Consider the following 21,939-nt stretch of genomic DNA (forward strand, 5'->3'; position numbering starts at 1 on the left):
TACGAGGCCAAAAGTCGTGATCGTCAGCTTAGAGCCTTACAGCGTAAGGCTACAAAGCTGGGTGTTCGATTGGTCGCGGCTTAAAAAGCTTTGGAGAACAAGGGGATGGATTTTGTTTGATGAGAGCTTGCTCCCGCTGGGCTGCGAAGCCGCCCCAATTGGATTGCTGCGATCATTCAGTTGGATCGCGTCAGCCGGATTTACGACGGCTGCGCCGCCGAGCGGGAGCAAGCTCCCTCGCCACAAAAGCTCGCCGTTTTCATGCAATCAATGGGTACGGGCGACCGCAAATTCACTCAGCTCCACCAGTGCATCGCGGTATTCGCTGGCTGGCAGGGCATCGAGGCATTTGATTGCGCGGGCGACGTAGTCCCGGGCCAGTTTCGCGGTGTATTCCAGCGAGCCGGAGGCTTCGACCGCGACACGGATGCTTTCGAGGTCTTCGATCCCGCCTTTCTGGATCGCCTGGCGTACCAGCGCCGCCTGTTCCGGCGTGCCCTCGCGCATGGTGTAGATCAGCGGCAGGGTCGGCTTGCCTTCGGCCAGGTCGTCGCCAACGTTCTTGCCCAGGGTCTCGGCGTCGCCCTTGTAGTCCAGCAGGTCGTCCACCAACTGGAAGGCCACGCCCAGGTGGTCGCCGAAGGTGCGCAGCGCTTCGCTCTGCTCGGCGCTGGCACCGGCCAGGGCCGCTGCGCTGTGGGTCGAGGCTTCGAAGAGCATCGCGGTCTTGCCGCGGATGACTTCCATGTAGGTTTCTTCCGTGGTGCTGGCATCGCGTACCTTGGACAGCTGCAGCACTTCGCCTTCGGCGATGATGCGCGTGGCCTGGGACAGGATCTTCATCACCGGCATCGAGCCCAGCTCGACCATCATCTCGAACGAGCGCGAATACAGGAAGTCGCCCACCAGCACGCTCGGGGCGTTGCCCCACATGGCGTTGGCGGTCGAACGGCCACGGCGCATGCCGGACATGTCGACCACGTCGTCATGCAGCAGGGTCGCGGTGTGCAGGAATTCGATGGTGGCGGCCAGCAGGCGCATGTCGTCGCCTTCGCGACCCAGGGCCTTGCCGCACAGCAGTACCAATAAAGGACGCAGGCGTTTGCCGCCGGCCGAAGTGATGTAGTCGCCGATTTTCGATACCAGCGGCACTCGGGAAGTCAGCTGCTTCTTGATGATGCCGTCGACGGCACTAAAATCGTCCGCCACTGCGCGGTAGAAAGCTTGGGGTTGCATCAGCGACAGGCGCTCCAGAAGGGTTGCGCGGCATGCTAGGACCCACGTCCAGGCCTGTCAAGGCGCGATAGACGGCCACTTGCAAGGCTCGACCGGCTTGCGTACAATCGCGCACCCTGAACTTCCTGGGCAGCACCTGCCTTACGCAATTGCATCCGGGCCTTCCAGCCCATGCAGCCATGCCAGCCAATACCTCTTCTTATAAAGCGCTGGGTGAGCAGGATTATCGGAGAAATACCATGTCGTACGCAGTAATTGTTACTGGTGGCAAGCAATACAAGGTCGCCCCAGGTGAATACCTGAAGATCGAAAAACTGGAAATCGCTACCGGCGAATCCGTGACTTTTGATCGCGTTCTGTTGGTCGCCAATGGCGATGACGTGAATATCGGCGCTCCAGTCGTTGCTGGCGCTACCGTTGTGGCTGAAGTGATCTCCCAAGGTCGTCACGATAAAGTCCGCATCATCAAGTTCCGTCGTCGTAAGCACCACATGAAGCGTATGGGCCACCGCCAGTGGTACACCGAGATCAAAATCACCGGTATTCAGGCTTAATTTCAGCCTAATTCCTCACTAGGAGAATTGAACTCATGGCACACAAAAAAGCTGGTGGTAGTACCCGTAACGGTCGCGACTCAGAAGCCAAACGCCTTGGCGTGAAGATGTATGGCGGCCAGAAGATCATTCCGGGCAACATCATCGTGCGTCAGCGCGGCACCCAATTCCACGCCGGTTACGGTGTTGGCATGGGTAAGGATCACACCCTCTTCGCGAAAATCGAAGGCGTGATCAAGTTCGAAGTAAAGGGCGCGTTCAACCGCCGTTACGTGAGCGTTGTCGCAGCTTAATTGCGAGATCGCTGGAAAAGCCCTGTCTTGCGACGGGGCTTTTTCGTTTGTGGGGTGAGTCTCTTGCAAAACTGTTTGTATGGGCTGTCGGCGCTGCGGTTGGGGCGTGTCATCAGGTCGCTGCGCTCATTTTTGCAAGAGTCTTATGTCTTGTTTTTTTGGCTCGTCCGTATGGCGAGAGGCGTGTGTCATGAAGTTTGTTGATGAAGTATCGATTCGAGTGAAGGCTGGCGACGGCGGCAATGGTTGCATGAGTTTCCGTCGGGAAAAGTTCATTGAAAACGGTGGTCCGAACGGTGGTGACGGGGGTGACGGCGGCTCGATCTACATGCTCGCCGACGAAAACCTCAACACCCTGGTGGACTACCGTTACACCCGGCACTTCGATGCCGAGCGTGGCTCCAACGGCGGCAGCACCGACTGCACCGGCAAGAAGGGCGAAGACCTGATCCTGCGCGTGCCGGTTGGCACCACGGTGATCGATTCGGCCACCCAGGAAGGGATCGGCGACCTGACCAAGGCCGGCCAGCGTCTGCTGGTCGCCCATGGCGGTTGGCACGGCCTGGGCAACACCCGTTTCAAATCCAGTACCAACCGCGCGCCGCGCCAGACCACGCCAGGCAAGCCGGGCGAGCAGCGTGACCTTAAGCTGGAAATGAAAGTGCTGGCCGATGTGGGCCTGCTGGGCCTGCCGAACGCCGGTAAAAGTACCTTCATTCGCTCGGTATCCGCCGCCAAGCCGAAAGTGGCCGACTACCCGTTCACCACCCTGGTGCCGAACCTGGGCGTGGTCAGTGTCGACCGCTGGAAGAGCTTCGTGATCGCCGACATTCCGGGGTTGATCGAAGGGGCTTCCGAGGGCGCCGGCCTGGGGATTCGTTTCCTCAAGCACTTGTCCCGTACCCGTTTGTTGCTGCACCTCGTCGACATGGCGCCGCTGGATGAAACCAGTGCTGCCGATGCTGCCGAAGTCATCGTCAACGAGCTGACCAAGTTCAGTCCGGCCCTGGCCGAGCGCGACCGTTGGCTGGTGCTGAACAAGTGTGACCAGATCCTTGAAGAAGAGCATGAGGAGCGGGTCAAGGAAATCGTCGATCGCCTGGAGTGGGAAGGTCCGGTCTACGTGATCTCGGCCATCGCCAAGGAAAACACCGAGCGCCTGTGCCACGACATCATGCGGTACCTGGAAGATCGTGCCGACCGCCTGGCCAACGACCCGGCCTACAAGGAAGAGCTGGCCGAGCTCGATCAACGTATCGAAGACGAGGCCCGTGCCCAGTTGCAAGCGCTGGACGACCAGCGTGCCTTGCGCCGCAGCGGCGTCAAGTCGGTCCATGACATCGGTGACGACGATTGGGACGAAGAGGATGTGGATGACGAGGACGGTCCGGAAATCATCTACGTTCGCGACTGATGCTACTCAGTTGAAACCAGGACCTGTGGGAGCGAGCTTGCTCGCGATAGCGGTGTATCAGCCGCTATCGATATGGCTGACCCCACGCATCGCGAGCAAGCTCGCTCCCACAGGTTCAACTGTTTCGGTGCGGTGTTATCATCGCTGGCAAGCCGGTTTCCAAGGCGCCGCTCATTCGAGCGGCGTTTTGGTATCTGTAAAACGCAAATACGAATAATCCCATGGACGGCGCTGGGTCGCGCCGTTCGCTGGCAAAGGTTGAAGATGATGCGGAGCAAGGTGACGGGTGCGCAGCGCTGGGTCGTGAAGATCGGCAGTGCACTGCTGACAGCGGATGGCAAAGGCCTGGATCGCCAGGCGATGGCGGTGTGGGTCGAGCAGATGGTGGCCTTGCATGAGGCTGGCGTCGAGCTGGTATTGGTCTCTTCCGGGGCTGTGGCTGCCGGTATGAGCCGCCTGGGCTGGACGTCGCGACCCAGCGCGATGCATGAGCTGCAGGCTGCCGCCGCCATCGGCCAGATGGGCCTGGTGCAGGCCTGGGAGTCGAGCTTTGCCGAGCATGGCCGCCATACGGCGCAGATCCTGCTGACCCATGACGACCTGTCCGACCGCAAGCGCTACCTCAATGCCCGCAGTACCTTGCGGGCGCTGGTGGAGCTGAAAGTCATCCCGGTGATCAACGAAAACGACACGGTGGTCACCGACGAGATCCGTTTCGGCGATAACGACACCCTGGCCGCGCTGGTGGCGAACCTGGTGGAGGCGGACCTGCTGGTGATCCTCACGGATCGCGACGGCATGTTCGATGCCGATCCGCGCAACAACCCCGATGCCAAGCTGATCTACGAAGCCCGTGCCGACGCCCCGGCGCTGGATGCGGTGGCGGGCGGCACTGGCGGTGCGCTGGGTCGTGGCGGCATGCAGACCAAGCTGCGTGCGGCGCGTCTGGCGGCGCGCTCTGGCGCTCACACCATCATTGTCGGCGGGCGCTTGGAGCGGGTGCTGGATCGTCTGAAGTCGGGCGAACGCATTGGCACCTTGCTCTCCCCGGAGCGCGGCATGCTGGCGGCGCGCAAGCAGTGGCTGGCTGGGCATCTGCAAGCGCGTGGCACGCTGGGGCTGGACGCCGGTGCCGTATCGGCCCTGTCCCAGGGCAACAAGAGCCTGCTGCCGGTGGGCGTGAAGCTGGTCCAGGGCAGTTTCCGCCGGGGCGAAATGGTCGTTTGCGTGGCGCCGGACGGTCGTGAGATCGCTCGCGGCCTGGCTAACTACAGCGCGCTGGAAGCGCAGAAAATCATCGGTCAGTCGTCTGATGCGATTGTCGGTCTGTTGGGTTACATGGCGGAGCCCGAACTGGTTCACCGTGACAACCTGATCCTCGTCTAAGGAAAAATCATGGGGTTGGCAAAAGGATTGATCGGCTTGCTGCTGGCAGTGCCGCTGCTGGCTTCGGCCGAAGAAATCGGTCAGGTGTCCACCGTGTTCAAGTTCGTCGGGCCGAATGACCGGATTGTGGTCGAGGCGTTCGACGATCCTAAAGTGGATGGCGTGACCTGCTACCTGTCGCGAGCCAAGACTGGGGGTGTAAAAGGCGGCCTGGGCCTGGCCGAAGATCGCGCCGAGGCGTCCATCGCCTGTCGCCAGGTCGGGCCGATCAGCTTCAAGGGTGAGCTCAAGGACGGCGAAGAGGTGTTCCGCGAACGCACTTCGCTGGTGTTCAAGACCATGCAGGTGGTGCGGTTCCTCGATAAGAAGCGCAATACGCTGGTGTACCTGGTCTACAGCGACCGGGTGATCGAGGGCAGTCCGCAAAATGCGGTGACCGCCATTCCGATCTTGCCTTGGCGTTAAGTATCGACTGATGAGCGAGCCAGTCGGCTAATGCCGATCAGTTGAGTGGGTGTCACGAGGAAACACACAAGCCGTGGCGAGGGAGCTTGCTCCCGCTGGGTCGCGAAGCGGCCCTGTTTTGGGGCTGCTGCGCAGCCCAGCGGGAGCAAGCTCCCTCGCCACAGGATGATTGCCCGGCTTTATTTCGCTTAACTGACGGGCATTAAGCCAGTCGGCTCGTTTTTTTAATGTCCATGAATGTTGTTGTGCTTTTGGCGCGAAGGGATTCGTATGCGTTCGTTTTTGCTGCTGTTTGTATTGAGTTGTACTGTTTCCGTCGGAGCCCTGGCGGAGCCGTTTTATAACGCCAAGCCCCTGGCCCATCCGCTGATAAAAAGCTCCCAGGAGAGTGGGGCGACGCTGGCGTTTATCCGTGAAGCGGAGGGAGTTGTCGGCTATTCATGCCTGTGCGATTCGCCGGATGGCGCGCCGCAAGTGCTCGACCGGTATGGCGAGGCCAGTGTCGAGTCGGTGTTCTACGCCAGCCTCGACAGTGATCTCCAGACGTTGGTCGTGCTGTCCCGGGCGAAGGGGCAATACGCCCTTCATGGTTATCGGTTCGTGCCGTCTGCCGGGACGTACCGTCGGCTCGAGACGCTTCAGCCGGTGCTGGATCGTATCGCTGCCAATCGCAAAGTCCTCAATGCCGCCATTGTCCAAAAAGCCCTGGGCGCGTTGCCGCCTTACGCTTACGGCGCCGTGGTGCCTGTGACCGGTATCGTTGAATTCGACACGCTCAATCCCGCTGACGGTACGCTGGTGGGCTACTTCGGTGTCGACGGTGTCCCGGCCTCGGCGGGGCAGCCGGCAGAGGACCCCCATCGTGACACCTACAAAAAGACCTTCCAGCAGCGCGACGGGCGCTGGCTCACGCTGACGTATGAGCGCGTGTCGCCTGGGGATGAGGATGTGGGGGCTGCGTATAGCGTCAGCCGGATGGCTTGGGAAACCCGTCCGCAGCTGTACCGAGGCTCTGAGGATGGGATGGGGGCGATCATGGGGGATAGGCAGCTCTGGGCGCTGGGTTCGTATGTCCAGGGCAAGAAATCCGGTCAGTGGAAGGAGTTTGGCCCGTCGGGCGACGAGTCTACCGGCGCCTATGTGGATGGGGTGCGCCAGGGGCCATGGGTTATCAGTGATAGGGGGACTGTTTCCAAAGGCATGATCGTCGATGGCTTCTACGAGGGGCGCTGGACGATCGAGGGGTACGACGATGAGGTGCTGATGTCGGGCTTCGATACTTACAAACACGGTGATTTTGACGGGCCTTCCGAGCGTGTGCGTCATGGCGAGGTGATCCAGCGCGGCGATTTCGTGGGGGGCATGCAGCACGGGGATTGGAAAATGCCGTGGGGCGAGGTGCGTTGCGTGCAAGGCGTCCGGGAGGGGCGTTGGACATTGAAGGTGGAGGGCGGTGGCGTCCAGACCGTGGATTTTGTTGCCGACAAGAGGCACGGCGAGTTGCGAGAAGTGGATGCTGCGGGGGTGTTGCGGCGGGTCGAGCACTACCGAGCGGGTGTGCTGGATGGGTTGAAAGAGACCTATGCGGCGAATGGCAAGCTCACCTATTCGGCCCACTACGCCAATGGTCAGATCGAAGGGCGGGCGCTGACCTACACGGACGACGGTGCCGTGCTGCTGTCGGATATCTCCTGGCGTTACGGTTCGCGAGAGGGCGCCTTTCGTCTCTATCACCCCAATGGCCAGCCCGATACGGTGGCAACGTACGAAAAGGATGAGCCCATTGGCAACGTGCAATCATTCGACGCGAATGGGGTGTTGATCGCGGACCGCAACTATTGCCATGTACCGGATGGGAAGTACACCCGCATCAAGTTGTGCGGCAAGCAGCGCGGGGCGTTCAATAACGGTCACTTCGATTCCGAGAGTGACTACCTGTTTGGTAACGAACAGAGTGCCCGCCATACCCAGGATGGGCGCAATGTGCGGGAGGTGTTGCTGGGGCCTGATGATCGTGTGACTCGCAAGGAGTATTACCCCAGCGGTCAGTTGAAGTCCTCCGAGGCCCGGCAGGGGTTCCGGCTGATAACGGTCTATGGGCGCGAATACAAGGACTATTCGTACGCCAAGCGCGAAGGCGAGACGGTTTATTACTATCCGACGGGTGTGGTCGAGCGCCGCATGACCTTCAAGGATGACAAGATCGTGGGCTGCTACACCGGCTACGACGAGGCGGGCGTACAGAACTTCCCACCACCAGGAGGTTGCCCTCCGCCGAAGCCGGTGGTGTTCAATTTCGGCGAGTAGGGATTCTGATTTTTTTGGTCTTCCCCCTCCCAGTCAGTGTGGGCGGTTGTGGTGAGTGGAAAATTTATGCCCGCTGAAGAGCGAGTGTGGGAGCGAGCTTGCTCGCGAAGGCGGCTGCACAGTCAATATTACTGCTAGCTGACCCACCGCCATCGCGAGCAAGCTCGCTCCCACAGGGGGAGTTTGGTGGGCACAAGATGTATGCCCCGCTGCAGTTCCAGTGTGGGAGCGAGCCTGCTCGCGAAGGCGGCGATACAGTCACTATCTCCATTGACTGACCCACCGCCATCGCGAGCAAGCTCGCTCCCACAAGGGGAGGGGCTGTTCTGGTTGGGGGGTTAAATCGCAGGCAATAAAAAACCGACCCTGAGGTCGGTTTTTTAATGAGCGCGTCGCTTAGGCAGCAGCGGCAACGTTCAGGGCCTTTACGTGGCCATTCAGGCGGCTCTTATGGCGAGCAGCCTTGTTCTTGTGGATGATGCCTTTATCGGCCATGCGGTCGATAACTGGCACAGCCAGAACGTAAGCAGCTTGAGCTTTTTCAGCGTCTTTTGCGTCGATGGCCTTGACTACGTTCTTGATGTAGGTACGGACCATGGAACGCAGGCTGGCGTTGTGGCTGCGACGCTTCTCAGCCTGTTTTGCACGTTTTTTGGCGGAAGGTGTGTTGGCCACCGTCGAGCTCCTCGAAAGACTTTTTGGGAAATAGCAAACAAAATAGGCCGCGAATCATGCCGATGAGTTGAAGTCTTGTCAAGGGCGGGTGACGCGTTCCGCTGAATGGCAGGTGCTGCGCACCGAAGGATTTCTTTCCGGCGTGCGACCTGTAAACTCGCGGGCTTTGGCTCTGCACTGTTTAGCGGCGCGGAGTATCGCACAAGTGGGCGCGTTGTTCGCCTGCTGTTTATCGACAGGCAAAAACTCTTTTCATGAATCTGCTCAAATCGTTGGCCGCCGTCAGCTCTATCACGATGCTTTCCCGTGTCCTGGGGTTCGTTCGCGATACGTTGATCGCACGGATATTCGGCGCCGGGATGGCCACCGACGCCTTCTTCATCGCCTTCAAGCTGCCCAACCTGTTGCGGCGGATCTTCGCCGAAGGCGCGTTCTCCCAGGCCTTTGTGCCGATCCTGGCGGAATATAAAAGCCAGAAGGGCGACGAGGCGACTCGCACATTCATTGCCTACGTCACCGGCCTGCTGACCTTGGTGCTGGCGCTGGTCACGGCCGCCGGCATGCTCGCCGCGCCCTGGGTGATCTGGGCCACGGCGCCGGGCTTTACCGATACCCCGGAAAAATTCCAGCTCACCGCTGACCTGCTGCGGGTGACCTTTCCTTATATATTGCTGATTTCCCTGTCGTCCCTGGCCGGGGCGATCCTCAATACCTGGAACCGCTTTTCCGTGCCGGCCTTTGTGCCGACCCTGCTCAACGTCAGCATGATCGTGTTCGCGGTGTTCCTGACGCCTTACTTCGATCCGCCGGTAATGGCCCTGGGCTGGGCGGTACTGGTCGGCGGCCTGGCGCAACTGTTGTATCAACTGCCGCACCTGAAAAAGATCGGCATGCTGGTGCTGCCGCGGCTGAACCTGCGCGACAGCGGCGTATGGCGGGTGATGAAGCAGATGCTGCCGGCGATCCTCGGGGTGTCGGTGAGCCAGATTTCCCTGATTATCAACACCATCTTTGCCTCGTTCCTGGTGGCGGGCTCGGTGTCGTGGATGTACTACGCCGATCGCTTGATGGAATTACCGTCCGGCGTGCTGGGCGTGGCCTTGGGCACGATCCTGCTGCCAACCCTGGCCAAGACCTACGCCAGCCAGGACCGCCACGAATATTCGCGGATCCTCGATTGGGGCCTGCGCCTGTGCTTTGTGCTGGTGCTGCCGTGTGCGCTGGCGCTGGGGATCCTCGCCGAACCGTTGACCGTCTCGCTGTTCCAGTACGGCCAATTCAGTGCCTTTGATGCCTTGATGACTCAGCGGGCACTGATCGCTTACTCGGTGGGCTTGCTCGGGATCATCGTGATCAAGGTGCTGGCGCCAGGGTTCTACGCCCAGCAGAACATCCGCACGCCGGTGAAGATCGCCATTTGCACCCTGGTGATGACGCAGTTGTTCAACCTGCTGCTCATCGGCCCATTGGCCCACGCGGGCCTGGCCCTGGCGATCAGCGCCGGTGCCTGCCTCAACGCCGGGCTGCTGTTCTATCAGTTGCGCAAGCAAAAGATGTATCAACCACAACCGGGCTGGGCCAAGTTCGGCCTCAAGCTGCTGGTGGCCGTGGCGGTGATGTCGGCGGTGTTGCTGGGGGCGATGCATTTCATGCCGGCCTGGGGCGAAGGGCAGATGCTCGAGCGTTTCCTGCGCCTGGGTGCCCTGGTGGTGGCCGGCGTGGTGGCGTATTTCGGCATGTTACTGCTGATGGGCTTCCGTCTGCGCGACTTCAACCGCAAGGCCTTGAGCTGAGGGCGGGCCCTCGATAATCCCGGGCCGGGCAGTGGTTTTGTCGGTTCGATCACTTTGGGGTGCGGTGTTGCCTGTCGTCGGCCGCCGGGTGTGGTTATAATCGGCCACTTTATGAGCAAGAAGCGCGTTATGCAGCTGGTTCGAGGCCTCCACAACCTGCGCCCCCAGCATCGGGGCTGTGTCGCCACTATTGGCAACTTTGACGGTGTTCACCGTGGCCACCAGGCTATCCTGGCGCGGCTGCGCGAGCGTGCGCTGGAATTGGGCGTGCCCAGCTGCGTGGTGATCTTCGAGCCGCAGCCCCGGGAGTTTTTCGCCCCGGACACCGCCCCGGCCCGTTTGGCCCGGTTGCGGGACAAACTGCAACTGCTGGCCGCCGAAGGCGTCGACCGGGTCCTGTGCCTGGCCTTCAACCAACGCCTGAGCAAACTCAGCGCCGCCGAATTCGTCGAGACCATCCTGGTGGACGGTCTCGATGTGAAACATCTGGAAGTCGGCGATGATTTCCGTTTCGGCTGCGACCGGTCCGGGGATTTCGATTACCTGCAACAGGCCGGTATCGCCCAGGGGTTCACCGTCGAAGCGGCGCAGACCGTCGAGATGGATGGCTTGCGCGTCAGCAGTACCCAGGTCCGCAATGCCTTGGCGGCGGCCGACTTCGAATTGGCCGAGCGCTTGCTCGGCCGGCCGTACCGGATTGCCGGGCGGATCCTGCACGGGCAGAAACTGGCGCGCCAACTGGGCACGCCGACGGCCAACGTGCAGCTCAAGCGCCGTCGTGTGCCGCTGACCGGGGTGTTCCTGGTGAGTGTCGAGATCGACGGCAAGACCTGGCCCGGCGTCGCCAACATCGGCGTGCGACCCACGGTCCAGGGCGATGGCAAGGCCCACCTTGAAGTACATGTTCTGGATTTTGCCGGCGATCTGTATGACCGGCGTTTGACGGTGGTTTTCCACCATAAGCTGCGTGAAGAGCAGCGTTTTGCCTCCCTGGAGGCGCTCAAGACGGCGATCCATGCAGATATCGCCGCCGCCCGTGCCCTTGTCGCAACCAGCGCCAATCGCTAATGAAGAGCCTTAAATGACCGACTATAAAGCCACGCTAAACCTTCCGGACACCGCCTTCCCAATGAAGGCCGGCCTGCCTCAGCGCGAACCACAGATTCTGCAGCGTTGGGACAGCATTGGCCTGTACGGAAAGTTGCGCGAAATTGGCAAGGATCGTCCGAAGTTCGTCCTGCACGACGGCCCTCCGTACGCCAACGGCACCATCCACATCGGTCACGCGCTGAACAAGATTCTCAAGGACATGATCATCCGCTCCAAGACCCTGTCGGGTTTTGATGCGCCGTATGTCCCGGGCTGGGACTGCCATGGCCTGCCGATCGAGCACAAGGTCGAAGTGACCCACGGCAAGAACCTGGGCGCGGACAAGACCCGCGAGCTGTGCCGTGCCTACGCCACCGAGCAGATCGAAGGGCAGAAGTCCGAATTCATCCGCCTTGGCGTGCTGGGCGACTTCGCCAACCCGTACAAGACCATGGACTTCAAGAACGAAGCGGGCGAAATCCGTGCCCTGGCGAAAATCGTCGAGGGCGGCTTCGTGTTCAAGGGCCTCAAGCCGGTGAACTGGTGCTTCGATTGCGGTTCGGCCCTGGCCGAGGCGGAAGTCGAGTACGAAAACAAGAAGTCCTCGACCATCGACGTCGCGTTCCCGATCGCCGATGAAGACAAGCTCGCCGCCGCGTTCGGCCTGGGCAAGCTGGCCAAGCCCGCATCGATCGTGATCTGGACCACCACCCCGTGGACCATCCCGGCCAACCAGGCGCTCAACGTCCACCCGGAATTCAACTACGCCTTGGTCGACGTCGGCGACAAGCTGCTGGTGCTGGCCGAAGAGCTGGTCGAATCCTGCCTGGCCCGCTACAACCTCGAAGGTTCGGTGATCGCCACCGCGCCGGGTTCGGCGCTGGAACTGATCAATTTCCGCCATCCGTTCTATGACCGCCTGTCGCCAGTGTACCTGGCCGACTATGTGGAGTTGGGCGCGGGCACTGGCGTGGTTCACTCCGCACCGGCCTATGGCGTCGACGACTTCGTGACCTGCAAGAAATACGGCATGGTCAACGACGACATCCTCAACCCGGTGCAGAGCAATGGCGTGTACGCGCCATCGCTGGAGTTCTTCGGTGGCCAGTTCATCTGGAAAGCCAACCCGGCCATCGTCGACAAGCTCACCGAAGTCGGCGCGCTGCTGCACACCACCGTCATCGAACACAGCTACATGCACTGCTGGCGCCACAAGACCCCGCTGATCTACCGCGCCACCGCGCAGTGGTTCATCGGCATGGACAAGCAGCCCACCAGCGGTGACACCCTGCGCCAGCGCTCCCTCAAGGCCATCGAGGAAACCCAGTTCGTGCCGGCCTGGGGCCAGGCGCGCCTGCACTCGATGATCGCCAACCGTCCGGACTGGTGCATCTCCCGCCAGCGCAACTGGGGCGTGCCGATCCCGTTCTTCCTGAACAAGGAAAGCGGCGAGTTGCACCCGCGCACCGTCGAACTGATGGAAATCGTGGCCAAGCGCGTCGAGGCCGAAGGCATCGAGGCCTGGTTCAAGATGGATGCCGCCGAGCTGCTGGGCGACGAAGCATCGCTGTACGACAAGATCAGTGACACCCTGGACGTCTGGTTCGACTCCGGCACCACCCACTGGCACGTGCTGCGCGGTTCGCACCCGATGGGCCACGAGACCGGCCCACGCGCCGACCTGTACCTGGAAGGCTCGGACCAACACCGTGGCTGGTTCCACTCGTCCTTGCTGACCGGTTGCGCCATCGACAATCACGCGCCGTACCGCGAACTGCTGACCCACGGCTTCACCGTCGATGAGTCTGGCCGCAAGATGTCCAAGTCCCTGGGCAACGTGATCGCGCCGCAAAAGGTCAATGACACTCTGGGCGCCGATATCATGCGCCTGTGGGTGGCGTCCACCGACTATTCCGGCGAGATGGCCGTTTCCGAGCAGATCCTGCAGCGCAGCGCGGACGCCTACCGGCGGATCCGTAACACCGCGCGCTTCCTGCTTTCGAACCTGACCGGCTTCAACCCGGCCACCGACCTGCTGCCGGCCGAAGAAATGCTCGCGCTGGACCGTTGGGCCGTGGACCGTACCCTGTTGCTGCAACGCGAATTGCAGGAGCACTACGGCGAATACCGCTTCTGGAACGTCTATTCCAAGATCCACAACTTCTGCGTGCAGGAGCTGGGTGGTTTCTACCTCGACATCATCAAGGACCGCCAGTACACCACTGGCGCCAACAGCAAGGCCCGTCGTTCGTGCCAGACCGCGCTGTTCCACATCAGCGAGGCCCTGGTGCGCTGGATCGCGCCGATCCTGGCGTTCACCGCCGACGAGCTGTGGCAGTACCTGCCAGGCGAGCGCAACGAGTCGGTGATGCTCAACACCTGGTACGAAGGCCTGACCGAACTGCCGCAAGGCTTCGAGCTGGACCGTGCGTATTGGGATCGTGTGATGGCAGTCAAGGCGGCGGTCAACAAGGAAATGGAGATCCAGCGGGCGGCCAAGGCTGTCGGCGGCAACCTCCAGGCCGAAGTGACCCTCTACGCCGAAGATGCCCTGGACGCCGATCTGGCGAAGCTGGGCAACGAGCTGCGCTTCGTGCTGATCACCTCCACCGCCAGTGTCGCGCCGTTGGTGCAGGCGCCGGCCGATGCGGTGGCCACTGAAGTCAGCGGCCTGAAGCTGAAGATCGTCAAGTCGAACCACACCAAGTGCGCCCGTTGCTGGCACTGTCGCGAAGACGTCGGCGTGAACCCGGAGCATCCGGAAATCTGCGGTCGTTGCGTGGACAACATCAGCGGTGCTGGCGAGGTTCGTCATTATGCCTAACGCAGCGGGCCGCTTCGGGCGGTTGGGCTGGCTCTGGTTGAGCGTGCTGGTCCTGGTCATCGACCAGGCCAGCAAGTACTACTTCGAGAACTCGCTGACGATGTACCAGCAGATCGTGATCATTCCCGATTACTTCAGCTGGACCTTGGCCTACAACACCGGGGCGGCGCTCAGTTTCCTGGCCGACAGCTCCGGCTGGCAGCGCTGGCTGTTCGCCCTGATCGCCATTGTGGTCAGCGCCGTGTTGGTGGTCTGGCTCAAGCGCCTGGGGCGCAATGAGACTTGGCTGGCGGTGGCGCTGGCCTTGGTGCTCGGTGGGGCCTTGGGCAATCTCTATGATCGCATCGCCCTGGGCCACGTCATCGATTTCATCCTGGTGCATTGGCAGAACCGCTGGTATTTCCCGGCGTTCAACTTTGCCGACAGTGCCATCAGCGTGGGCGCGGTGATGCTCGCCCTGGATATGTTCAAGAGCAAGAAAACCGGAGAAGCCGTCCATGACTGAGCAGCGTATCGCTCAAAATACCGAAGTGAAGCTTCACTTCGCCCTGCACCTGGAAAACGGCGACACCGTCGACAGCACCTTCGACAAGGCGCCGGCGGTGTTCAAGGTCGGTGACGGTAACCTGCTGCCGGGCTTCGAAGCGGCGATCTTCGGGTTCAAGGCCGGCGACAAGCGCACCGTGGTCGTGCCACCAGAAAACGCCTTTGGTCAGCCCAACCCGCAAAACGTGCAGACCATGCCACGCTCCCAGTTCCAAGACATGGAGCTGTCCGAGGGCCTGCTGGTGATCTTCAACGACGCGGCCAATACCGAATTGCCGGGTGTGGTGAAGGCTTTTGATGACGCCCAGGTGACGGTGGACTTCAACCATCCGCTGGCAGGCAAGACCTTGAACTTCGAAGTGGAAATCCTCGAAGTGAAGGCGGTTTAAGGTTTAACAGGCAGTTCCTGCTGCCACCCGATTCACTGTGGGAGCGAGCTTGCTCGCGATAGCGTCGTACCAGTCAATATTGACGTTGGCTGATATACCTCATCGCGAGCAAGCTCGCTCCCACACGGTATTGCACCGATTCAATTTCTTGCGCGCAAGACACGAGGCACAGCATGCAAATCAAACTCGCCAACCCCCGTGGCTTCTGCGCCGGTGTGGACCGGGCGATCGAAATCGTCAACCGCGCCCTGGAAGTCTTCGGGCCGCCGATCTACGTGCGCCACGAAGTGGTCCACAATAAATTCGTCGTCGAAGACCTGCGCAGCCGCGGGGCGATTTTCGTCGAGGAACTGGACCAGGTGCCGGACGACGTCATTGTTATCTTCAGTGCCCACGGGGTTTCCCAGGCCGTGCGCAGCGAAGCCGCCGGCCGTGGCCTGAAGGTGTTCGACGCGACGTGCCCATTGGTGACCAAGGTGCACATCGAAGTGGCCCGCTACAGCCGTGACGGTCGCGAATGCATCCTGATCGGCCATGAAGGCCACCCGGAAGTCGAAGGCACCATGGGCCAATACGATGCCAGCAACGGCGGTGCGATCTACCTGGTCGAAGACGAGGAAGACGTTGCGGCCTTGCAGGTACGCAACCCCGAGAGCCTGGCCTTCGTGACCCAGACGACCCTGTCCATGGACGACACCAGCCGCGTGATCGACGCCCTGCGTGCGCGCTTCCCGGCCATCGGTGGGCCGCGCAAGGATGACATCTGCTACGCCACCCAGAACCGCCAGGATGCGGTCAAGCAACTGGCCAACGAATGCGATGTGGTGTTGGTGGTCGGCAGCCCGAACAGCTCCAACTCCAACCGCTTGCGTGAGCTGGCCGAGCGCATGTCCACCCCGGCCTACCTGATCGACGGTGCCGAGGACATGCAGCGCAGCTGGTTCGAGGGCGTCGAGCGCATCGGCATCACCGCCGGTGCGTCCGCGCCGGAAGTCCTGGTGCGCGGCGTGATCCAGCAATTGCAGGCCTGGGGTGCCACCGGTGCCGAGGAGTTGGCCGGTCGCGAGGAAAACATCACGTTTTCGATGCCGAAAGAGTTGCGCGTCCGCTCTTTGCTTTGAGCCCTTTCTCGCACAGGGCCTGCTCGGTTTTGACGCTTTCCAGGCGAACACGGCCTGAAGGCGCCAATATCACTTGATGATGGCTGAGCGGCCCGCGTTTGGCGCAGACATGCAGCGTGCCGGCCTGGAATGCGCCGCTGGGGTGCAGGGCTTCCCCCTGGTTGCCGAACCTCACCCTGCGTTTTACCGGCCCGTTGCCCATCACCCGGGCGTTTGCGCGGCGCTCCATCAGTACCGTCTTCTCCTTGTCGTCCAGGGTAATGCGCCAGCCTCGGCCCCAATCGTTGTCTATCGCCCTGAGCACAACCGTCCGGTTGCGCGCGATGGCTTCGCTGCGTGCGCTGCGTAACCCGCTGATCAGCAACTGCGCGGTATCCTCGCGTTCGATGGACTCGATCAGCTCTTTGTAGCCTGCGCTGGCCCACGGCAGAACAATTGCGGCAATTGCCAGTCCCATGAGCAGTTCGATCAGGCTGAAGCCCTGTTGATACATGACGTCTCCTCCCTGGAGTCCGAAAACGACGCGCTCCTGGCGCCGCAAACCGAAACAACCGCACACAAAGGCGGTGGTTTGTTCTAGCGTGTAGAAACAGGTATAGCCGACGGCAACGGAGGGCACCGATGGATCTTCGTACAAAAGGTTTCACGCTGATCGAGGTGCTGGTGGCCCTTGGCGTGCTGCTGATCCTGATCACCATGGCGGTGCCGTCATTTACCGGGTCGCTGCAGAGCACCAAGGCCGACACCGATATCGACGACTTGCGCCGGGCGCTGAACTTTGCCCGGATGACGGCGATCGACCGTGGTATCACCACGCGAATTCGCCCCACCGCCGAGGGCAGCGCCTGGAGCGGCGAACTGACGGTGTATGACAGTACTGGCTCGTCGCCCAATATATTGCGGGTTGTTCCAGCAATGAGCAGCGGCGCGACTCTGACGCTAACCTCAGACGTGACCAACATTGATTTCAACAATCTGGGCGGGCTATCGGCACCGGCCACGCCGGTGAGTTTCAATTATGTACGCGGGGCGCAGAGCAGGACGCTGAGTGTTTGCCTCAATGGACGAATCGTATTGGGAAGTTGCGGATGAAGGGTTGCAGTAAAAGGAGACAGGGAGGCATGACCCTGATCGAGGTGCTGGTGGCGGTGCTGATTCTCGGCGTCGGCTTGCTCGGGGCGGCGATGATCCAGCTCAATGCGCTCAAGTACACCGACAGCTCGCGCATGACCAGCCAGGCCAGTTTCATTGCCTACGACCTGCTGGACCGCATTCGCGCCAACTCCGGCGCCGACTACACCATCACGCCGCCCAGCTCGCCGAACCTCAACGTGGCCCGCGACCAGGACCTTTATGACTTCAAGACCAATATCGTCGCCTTCGGCGGCGCCACGGCCACGGGCACCGTTGCGCTGAACCAGCGGGTCTACACCATCACCGTTTCCTGGGACGATGCCCGGGCCGCCAACACCACCGACGCCGCCGAGGCGCGGCGCAGCTTTGTCCTGACCAGCCGCGTCGCTGTCGACCCGCCGGGGACGGTGCCATGAACCGGCACAGTCGCGGTTTCGGCCTGATCGAATTGATGATCGCGCTGGTGCTCAGCCTGATCGTCATCCTGGGTGTGGTGCAGATTTTCATCGCCGCGAAGAACACTTACGTCAGCCAGAGCGCCGCCGCGGTGATGCAGGAGGACGCGCGGTTTGCCTTGAGCAAAATGGTCCAGGAAATTCGCATGGTGGGCATGTTCGGTTGCTTGGCGACCATCATCGATGCCTCATCGGATAACAGTTTCGCTGTCAGCCAGGACACGCCAATCCGTTGGGATAACGCCAACCGGAGGTTGACCCTGGTCACCGCCGACATAGGCAGTGGCGGTAGCGCCCCAACCTGGACCGTCGTCTCCGATTGCCTCACCTCGGCGACGGCCTATAGCAACGCACGGCTACCGGCGACGGGGCAGTTGGCGTTTCCGATTCGCCGACTGGTCTACAGCTTCAACAACAATCAATTGCTACTGGGCAGCGGCACCGGCAACCCGCCGACCCTGTCGGTGCTGGTGGACAACGTGCGGGCGTTCGACGTGACCTTCGGCGTGGCGGGCAGCGCTACGGATATCGCGGCGTCGAGCTACACCAGTAACCCGGCTGACCCGGCCCTGATCCGCAGCGTGCGCCTGACCCTGACGCTTTTTGATCCGAGGAACGCGGTGCGCGAGCAGACCTTCAATGTCGTTGCCGCGTTGCGCAACCGGCTGCTATGAAGGAGATGACTTCGATGGGGCATGTGCATCGCCAACGTGGCATGGCCTTGCTGGTCAGCCTGGTTTTCCTGTTGTTGCTGACGTTGATCGGGTTGTCGTCGATGCAGAGCGCCACCCTCCAGGAAAAAATGACCAGCAGCGTCATGCAGCGCAACCAGTCGTTCCAGATGGCCGAGGCGGCGCTGAGGGTCGGTGAAAGCGCGGTGCAGGTCGAAACCTATTCCCTGCCGAGGTGCGCCCCCACGATCCAGTGCGCACCGCCGGCCGAGTCGGCGACGTTGACGGTCGCGGGGCGCAATTCGTCGTCAGGGGTGCTCTGGGTGGCCGCCGCCGGTGGGTTCTATGGTGTGCAGAACATCGGCACGACGCTCACGGCCGTCAATGTGCCGCTTAATACGTCGGCGACGCTGTACCGGATCACGGCGGTAGCGGTGGTGGGCAATAACCAGCGCAGCGTGGTGGAGAGCATCTATGCGAAATATTAAGGCGCTTCGCAGAGGGTGGCAGATGTTGCGGGGCGCGATGCTGAGCCTTTACCTGGCGGCCCCGGCCTATGCGTTCACGCCTTCGGACTCGCCCTTGCTGAGTGCCGCCGCCGTCACGCCGAACGTGATGCTGCTGATCGATGATTCGGGGAGCATGAACAACATCATTTGGGCTGCGGGGTTTGATCCGGCGGTGACGCAAACACGTACTTATGCATGCAACGCCAGTAACAACTGCTACGACAGGTATGAGCTGGACCTGGAGGACTCGAATATCCTGTTGGTGAGCCTGTTGCGTGGCGGCTGCTCGTCTGGCTGGTATGGTTTCTATCGACCCAGTATCGGCCGGATCTGTCTGCGCTTGCCAGATCCTGTGGGAGGCGGCGATACCCGTTACACCGGCAAATACTTGGCGTATCTGGTGACACTGGCCAACGGCTCGAGCCGCGATTTCACCACCGGTACGATCCCCACGGATTATCGGATCAACGTGGCGCGGGATGTCTCCAATGAGTTGGTCGCCAATAACCGCGCCCTGCGCATCGGCCTTGCTACCTTCAACCCACCCAATTTCAGCAACTCCGGCCCGGGAGGCTACATTGCCCGGGCTGTCAGCGACCTGTCACCCGTCAGCGGCAGCGTGACCCAGACCCAGGCCAACAGCAACTACAGCGCCCTGATCAATGCCATCAACGGCCTGGGCGCTGTCGCGAACACACCGTTGGCCGAGAGCTATTACGAGGTTACCCGCTACTTCAGGGGCATGGCGCCTTACTACAATGGCACGCCTGCCACCTACACCAGTCCGATCCAGTACCGTTGCCAGAAAAACTTCGGCGTAGTGGTCACCGACGGCTTGCCCACCTACGACCGGACGTTCCCCACCAACGACCCGCAGGGCCTGTCCCGGCTGCCAAACTGGGATGGCATCAGCAGCAACGATGGCGTCGATCCTCTCGGTAATGCGGAGGGCGACACGCTTTACCTGGACGACATCGCCAAGTTCGCCTTCGACATCGACATGCGCTCCACCGGCACCGACGCCACCGGCAAGAGCTGGAACAGCGTGGATTTTCCTCGGCAGTACCTCAATACCTATACCGTAGGATTTGCCGTCACCAACCAGATGTTGTCCGACGCCGCCCGTTACGGGGCGGGCAAGTATTATCCGGCGAGCGACAGCGAAGGCCTGAATTCGGCGCTGTCGTCAGCCCTGAGTGATATCACTTCCAAAGCTGGCTCCGGGGGCGGCGGCACCACCAACGCCGCCACGTTATCCAGCACCTCCAGCTACTACCAGACCACTTATGACCCCAAGGACTGGCGTGGGACCATCCGGGCATTCGGCTTCACCCCGGCGGGTACGGTCAACACGGCAGCGGTGCAATGGACCACCGACACCGCCATCGTGCCCGGCGCCACGGCGCCGATCTATCAATCCTGGAACACCGCGACCAACGTGCCGGTGACCCTGGCCTACGGCAATTTTTCGCCGGCCCAGCAAACCAGCCTCAGCCAGAACCTGCCCACGGGGATCACCGGCAATGACTTGGTGGAGTGGAGCAAGGGCGTCAACAAGACCGGCCTTAAGGTGCGCAGCGCATTATTGGGCGACATCATCAATTCGCCGTTGGTGCTGGCGTCGCCCAATGACCAGACCGCTGCGGACCTGCTCAACGACACCAGCTACAGCACCTACCTGGCGACCAAGGCGACAAACATGAGCACCAGCCTGGTGGTGAATGGCAACGATGGTTTCTTCAGTGTCATCAACAGCGCAAACGGCGCGCGGCGTTACGCCTACATGCCTTCGAACGTGCTGCCCTCGTTGCAGGACATTGCCGACGTCAACTACATCAACGGCGTGAGCCACAAATTCCTCGTGGATGGACAAATCGGTCTATTCGACGTGCAGTCGGGGAGCGCCTGGAAGACCGTGGCCGTCGGTGGCACCGGGGCTGGGGGCAAGGTGTTCTATGCGGTCCAGCTGTTCGATGCGGCGGCCGGCAATGCGTATCGGGCGTTGTGGCAAATCAGTGCGCCAACCGTCGCCAACACGGCCAATGCCTTTAATGCCCTGGGCTACGCCTATGCGCGTCCCGAAGTCGCACGCCTGGCGGACGGTCGCTGGGCGGCGTTCATCGCCAATGGCTACGGCAGCAATACAGGTGTGGCGGCGTTGTACGTGGTGGATATCCGTGACGGTTCGCTGATCCGCAAAATCGTCATCAACAGCAGCGAAACCGATAACGGCCTGTCGTCGGTCAAGCTGCGAGTCAACTCGCAGAATATAGTGCAGGCCGCGTACGGTGGTGACTTGAAGGGGCGGATGTGGAAGTTCGACCTCAGCGGCACTTCACCCACCGCCTGGGGCCTGGCGTTTGCTGGGCAGCCGTTGTTCACCGCACCCGGAGGCGCGACCCAGCCGATCACTGTGCAACCTCTGCTGGCAGACAATCCCCAGGGCGGCACCCAGGTGTTTTTTGGTACCGGCAAGTTCAACGAAGCAGCCGACAAGCTCAACAAGGACCTGCAGGCGTTCTATTCGATCTGGGACGCCACGGGCAGCGCGGGGCAAATCGCCGTGTCGAGCCTGCAGGCCCAGTCGATCACCGGGGTGTTTTCCGGCAGCACCGGGCAGTTCGTGACCACCAGCCAGACGGACGTGGCGTATCCTACAAAGAAGGGCTGGTACCTGCCGTTGGTGTACAACAACGTGCTGACCGGGGAGCGAGTCATCAACCCGGCCAGCCTGGTGCTCGGGCGTGTGGTCTTTACCACGGCCGCCGTGGACACCACTGACCCTTGCGCCAGCTTCGGTACGGGCAAACTGCTCGAATTGGATGCGTTCAACGGTAAGATGCTCAACTATGCGGTACTCGATACCAACAATGATGGTTCGCTCACCAGCCTCGACACGATTTCCGCCGGCGTGGTGTTCACGGGCGGCATCCCGACATTGAGCGCCGTCGTCAGTGCCAACGGGGCCACCAATATGATCGTGAACGACTCCGGTGGTGGTATCACCGACCTGCTGGGCAAATCCGTCGGCGGCAGCCGCCGTATCATGTGGCGGCAAATACAATGAGGGAGCAAGGC

At 61.3% G+C, this 21,939-nt stretch carries 20 protein-coding genes; 17 read left to right on the forward strand and 3 right to left on the reverse strand.

The features are described from left to right. Positions 1–267 precede the first annotated feature (267 nt). A complete protein-coding gene (locus tag HGO40_RS22415) occupies positions 268–1,236 on the reverse strand; it encodes a polyprenyl synthetase family protein (RefSeq protein WP_072346139.1) in 969 nt (322 codons plus the stop codon). A 239-nt stretch (positions 1,237–1,475) separates the two neighbouring features. Between HGO40_RS22415 and rplU the strand changes: the two genes are divergently transcribed. The 6 genes from rplU (at position 1,476) to HGO40_RS22445 (ending at position 7,655) form a co-directional block, all read left to right on the forward strand. Then, entirely contained in the window at positions 1,476–1,790 is a 315-nt protein-coding gene (rplU, locus tag HGO40_RS22420) for a 50S ribosomal protein L21 (RefSeq protein ID WP_003176051.1), read from the forward strand. A 35-nt stretch (positions 1,791–1,825) separates the two neighbouring features. Beyond that, positions 1,826–2,083, forward strand: coding sequence for a 50S ribosomal protein L27 (rpmA, locus tag HGO40_RS22425; RefSeq protein WP_003176049.1), 258 nt, complete (start codon positions 1,826–1,828; stop codon positions 2,081–2,083). A 190-nt stretch (positions 2,084–2,273) separates the two neighbouring features. After that, the gene (gene cgtA, locus HGO40_RS22430) at positions 2,274–3,497 is read left to right on the forward strand and encodes an Obg family GTPase CgtA (RefSeq protein WP_250964784.1); all 1,224 of its coding nucleotides are present in this window, start codon (positions 2,274–2,276) and stop codon (positions 3,495–3,497) included. Positions 3,498–3,764: 267 nt separating this feature from the next. Next, positions 3,765–4,883, forward strand: a complete 1,119-nt coding sequence (proB, locus tag HGO40_RS22435; RefSeq protein WP_250964805.1) for a glutamate 5-kinase — start codon at positions 3,765–3,767, stop codon at positions 4,881–4,883. A gap of 9 nt (positions 4,884–4,892) precedes the next feature. Continuing rightward, complete coding sequence (locus HGO40_RS22440) at positions 4,893–5,348, forward strand: CreA family protein (protein WP_003205733.1); 456 nt, start codon at positions 4,893–4,895, stop codon at positions 5,346–5,348. A 270-nt stretch (positions 5,349–5,618) separates the two neighbouring features. Further along, entirely contained in the window at positions 5,619–7,655 is a 2,037-nt protein-coding gene (locus HGO40_RS22445) for a toxin-antitoxin system YwqK family antitoxin (protein ID WP_250964785.1), read from the forward strand. Between the two features lie 396 nt (positions 7,656–8,051). Here the strand turns inward: HGO40_RS22445 and rpsT are convergent, their stop codons facing one another. Continuing rightward, positions 8,052–8,330 carry a 30S ribosomal protein S20 gene (gene rpsT, locus HGO40_RS22450; RefSeq protein WP_003185593.1) on the reverse strand — a complete coding sequence of 93 codons (279 nt, stop codon included), beginning with the start codon at positions 8,328–8,330 and terminating at the stop codon, positions 8,052–8,054. 254 nt (positions 8,331–8,584) lie between these two features. Between rpsT and murJ the strand changes: the two genes are divergently transcribed. The 6 genes from murJ to ispH all read left to right on the forward strand — a co-directional run bounded on the left by murJ (position 8,585) and on the right by ispH (position 16,092). Next, complete coding sequence (murJ, locus tag HGO40_RS22455; RefSeq protein WP_250964786.1) at positions 8,585–10,123, forward strand: murein biosynthesis integral membrane protein MurJ; 1,539 nt, start codon at positions 8,585–8,587, stop codon at positions 10,121–10,123. 129 nt (positions 10,124–10,252) lie between these two features. Further along, complete coding sequence (ribF, locus tag HGO40_RS22460; RefSeq protein WP_186709827.1) at positions 10,253–11,191, forward strand: bifunctional riboflavin kinase/FAD synthetase; 939 nt, start codon at positions 10,253–10,255, stop codon at positions 11,189–11,191. A 13-nt stretch (positions 11,192–11,204) separates the two neighbouring features. Further along, complete coding sequence (ileS, locus tag HGO40_RS22465; protein ID WP_250964787.1) at positions 11,205–14,036, forward strand: isoleucine--tRNA ligase; 2,832 nt, start codon at positions 11,205–11,207, stop codon at positions 14,034–14,036. Further along, positions 14,029–14,541, forward strand: coding sequence for a signal peptidase II (lspA, locus tag HGO40_RS22470; protein ID WP_250964788.1), 513 nt, complete (start codon positions 14,029–14,031; stop codon positions 14,539–14,541). The genes ileS and lspA overlap by 8 nt, the downstream gene beginning before the upstream one ends. Next, positions 14,534–14,971, forward strand: a complete 438-nt coding sequence (gene fkpB, locus HGO40_RS22475; RefSeq protein ID WP_030140281.1) for an FKBP-type peptidyl-prolyl cis-trans isomerase — start codon at positions 14,534–14,536, stop codon at positions 14,969–14,971. Before lspA ends, fkpB begins: the two co-directional genes overlap by 8 nt. Positions 14,972–15,144: 173 nt before the next feature. Continuing rightward, positions 15,145–16,092, forward strand: coding sequence for a 4-hydroxy-3-methylbut-2-enyl diphosphate reductase (ispH, locus tag HGO40_RS22480; RefSeq protein WP_250964789.1), 948 nt, complete (start codon positions 15,145–15,147; stop codon positions 16,090–16,092). On the opposite strand, the gene HGO40_RS22485 is transcribed toward ispH, so the two are convergent. After that, positions 16,046–16,585, reverse strand: a complete 540-nt coding sequence (locus HGO40_RS22485) for a GspH/FimT family pseudopilin (protein WP_250964790.1) — start codon at positions 16,583–16,585, stop codon at positions 16,046–16,048. The genes ispH and HGO40_RS22485 overlap by 47 nt on opposite strands. A 128-nt stretch (positions 16,586–16,713) precedes the next feature. Between HGO40_RS22485 and HGO40_RS22490 the strand changes: the two genes are divergently transcribed. From HGO40_RS22490 to HGO40_RS22510, 5 genes are read left to right on the forward strand one after another with little or no spacing between them, the layout of a single operon-like run. Next, on the forward strand, positions 16,714–17,184 hold the full coding sequence (locus HGO40_RS22490) for a GspH/FimT family pseudopilin (RefSeq protein ID WP_186730515.1): 471 nt from the start codon (positions 16,714–16,716) through the stop codon (positions 17,182–17,184). After that, on the forward strand, positions 17,181–17,642 hold the full coding sequence (pilV, locus tag HGO40_RS22495) for a type IV pilus modification protein PilV (RefSeq protein WP_250964791.1): 462 nt from the start codon (positions 17,181–17,183) through the stop codon (positions 17,640–17,642). The genes HGO40_RS22490 and pilV overlap by 4 nt, the downstream gene beginning before the upstream one ends. Beyond that, a complete protein-coding gene (locus HGO40_RS22500) occupies positions 17,639–18,355 on the forward strand; it encodes a PilW family protein (RefSeq protein ID WP_250964792.1) in 717 nt (238 codons plus the stop codon). The genes pilV and HGO40_RS22500 overlap by 4 nt, the downstream gene beginning before the upstream one ends. Positions 18,356–18,360: 5 nt before the next feature. After that, positions 18,361–18,840, forward strand: a complete 480-nt coding sequence (locus HGO40_RS22505; protein ID WP_411387557.1) for a pilus assembly PilX family protein — start codon at positions 18,361–18,363, stop codon at positions 18,838–18,840. After that, positions 18,827–21,928: a pilus assembly protein gene (locus tag HGO40_RS22510; RefSeq protein ID WP_250964794.1), complete on the forward strand. Its 3,102-nt coding sequence runs from the start codon at positions 18,827–18,829 to the stop codon at positions 21,926–21,928. The genes HGO40_RS22505 and HGO40_RS22510 overlap by 14 nt, the downstream gene beginning before the upstream one ends. Positions 21,929–21,939 lie beyond the last annotated feature (11 nt).

This window comes from Pseudomonas sp. CG7, from assembly GCF_023701885.1.
Classification (GTDB): Bacteria; Pseudomonadota; Gammaproteobacteria; order Pseudomonadales; family Pseudomonadaceae; genus Aquipseudomonas; species Aquipseudomonas zanjanensis.

Coding starts and splice junctions, on each gene's coding strand:
- HGO40_RS22440 (WP_003205733.1), top strand. CDS start 4,893: ATGGGGTTGGCAAAAGGATTGATCGGCTTGCTGCTGGCAGTGCCGCTG.
- proB (WP_250964805.1), top strand. CDS start 3,765: ATGCGGAGCAAGGTGACGGGTGCGCAGCGCTGGGTCGTGAAGATCGGC.
- pilV (WP_250964791.1), top strand. CDS start 17,181: ATGAAGGGTTGCAGTAAAAGGAGACAGGGAGGCATGACCCTGATCGAG.
- lspA (WP_250964788.1), top strand. CDS start 14,029: ATGCCTAACGCAGCGGGCCGCTTCGGGCGGTTGGGCTGGCTCTGGTTG.
- HGO40_RS22445 (WP_250964785.1), top strand. CDS start 5,619: ATGCGTTCGTTTTTGCTGCTGTTTGTATTGAGTTGTACTGTTTCCGTC.
- HGO40_RS22490 (WP_186730515.1), top strand. CDS start 16,714: ATGGATCTTCGTACAAAAGGTTTCACGCTGATCGAGGTGCTGGTGGCC.
- ispH (WP_250964789.1), top strand. CDS start 15,145: ATGCAAATCAAACTCGCCAACCCCCGTGGCTTCTGCGCCGGTGTGGAC.
- rplU (WP_003176051.1), top strand. CDS start 1,476: ATGTCGTACGCAGTAATTGTTACTGGTGGCAAGCAATACAAGGTCGCC.
- HGO40_RS22485 (WP_250964790.1), bottom strand. CDS start 16,585: ATGTATCAACAGGGCTTCAGCCTGATCGAACTGCTCATGGGACTGGCA.
- HGO40_RS22510 (WP_250964794.1), top strand. CDS start 18,827: ATGCGAAATATTAAGGCGCTTCGCAGAGGGTGGCAGATGTTGCGGGGC.
- HGO40_RS22505 (WP_411387557.1), top strand. CDS start 18,361: ATGACTTCGATGGGGCATGTGCATCGCCAACGTGGCATGGCCTTGCTG.
- murJ (WP_250964786.1), top strand. CDS start 8,585: ATGAATCTGCTCAAATCGTTGGCCGCCGTCAGCTCTATCACGATGCTT.
- ileS (WP_250964787.1), top strand. CDS start 11,205: ATGACCGACTATAAAGCCACGCTAAACCTTCCGGACACCGCCTTCCCA.
- fkpB (WP_030140281.1), top strand. CDS start 14,534: ATGACTGAGCAGCGTATCGCTCAAAATACCGAAGTGAAGCTTCACTTC.
- cgtA (WP_250964784.1), top strand. CDS start 2,274: ATGAAGTTTGTTGATGAAGTATCGATTCGAGTGAAGGCTGGCGACGGC.
- HGO40_RS22500 (WP_250964792.1), top strand. CDS start 17,639: ATGAACCGGCACAGTCGCGGTTTCGGCCTGATCGAATTGATGATCGCG.
- rpmA (WP_003176049.1), top strand. CDS start 1,826: ATGGCACACAAAAAAGCTGGTGGTAGTACCCGTAACGGTCGCGACTCA.
- HGO40_RS22415 (WP_072346139.1), bottom strand. CDS start 1,236: ATGCAACCCCAAGCTTTCTACCGCGCAGTGGCGGACGATTTTAGTGCC.
- ribF (WP_186709827.1), top strand. CDS start 10,253: ATGCAGCTGGTTCGAGGCCTCCACAACCTGCGCCCCCAGCATCGGGGC.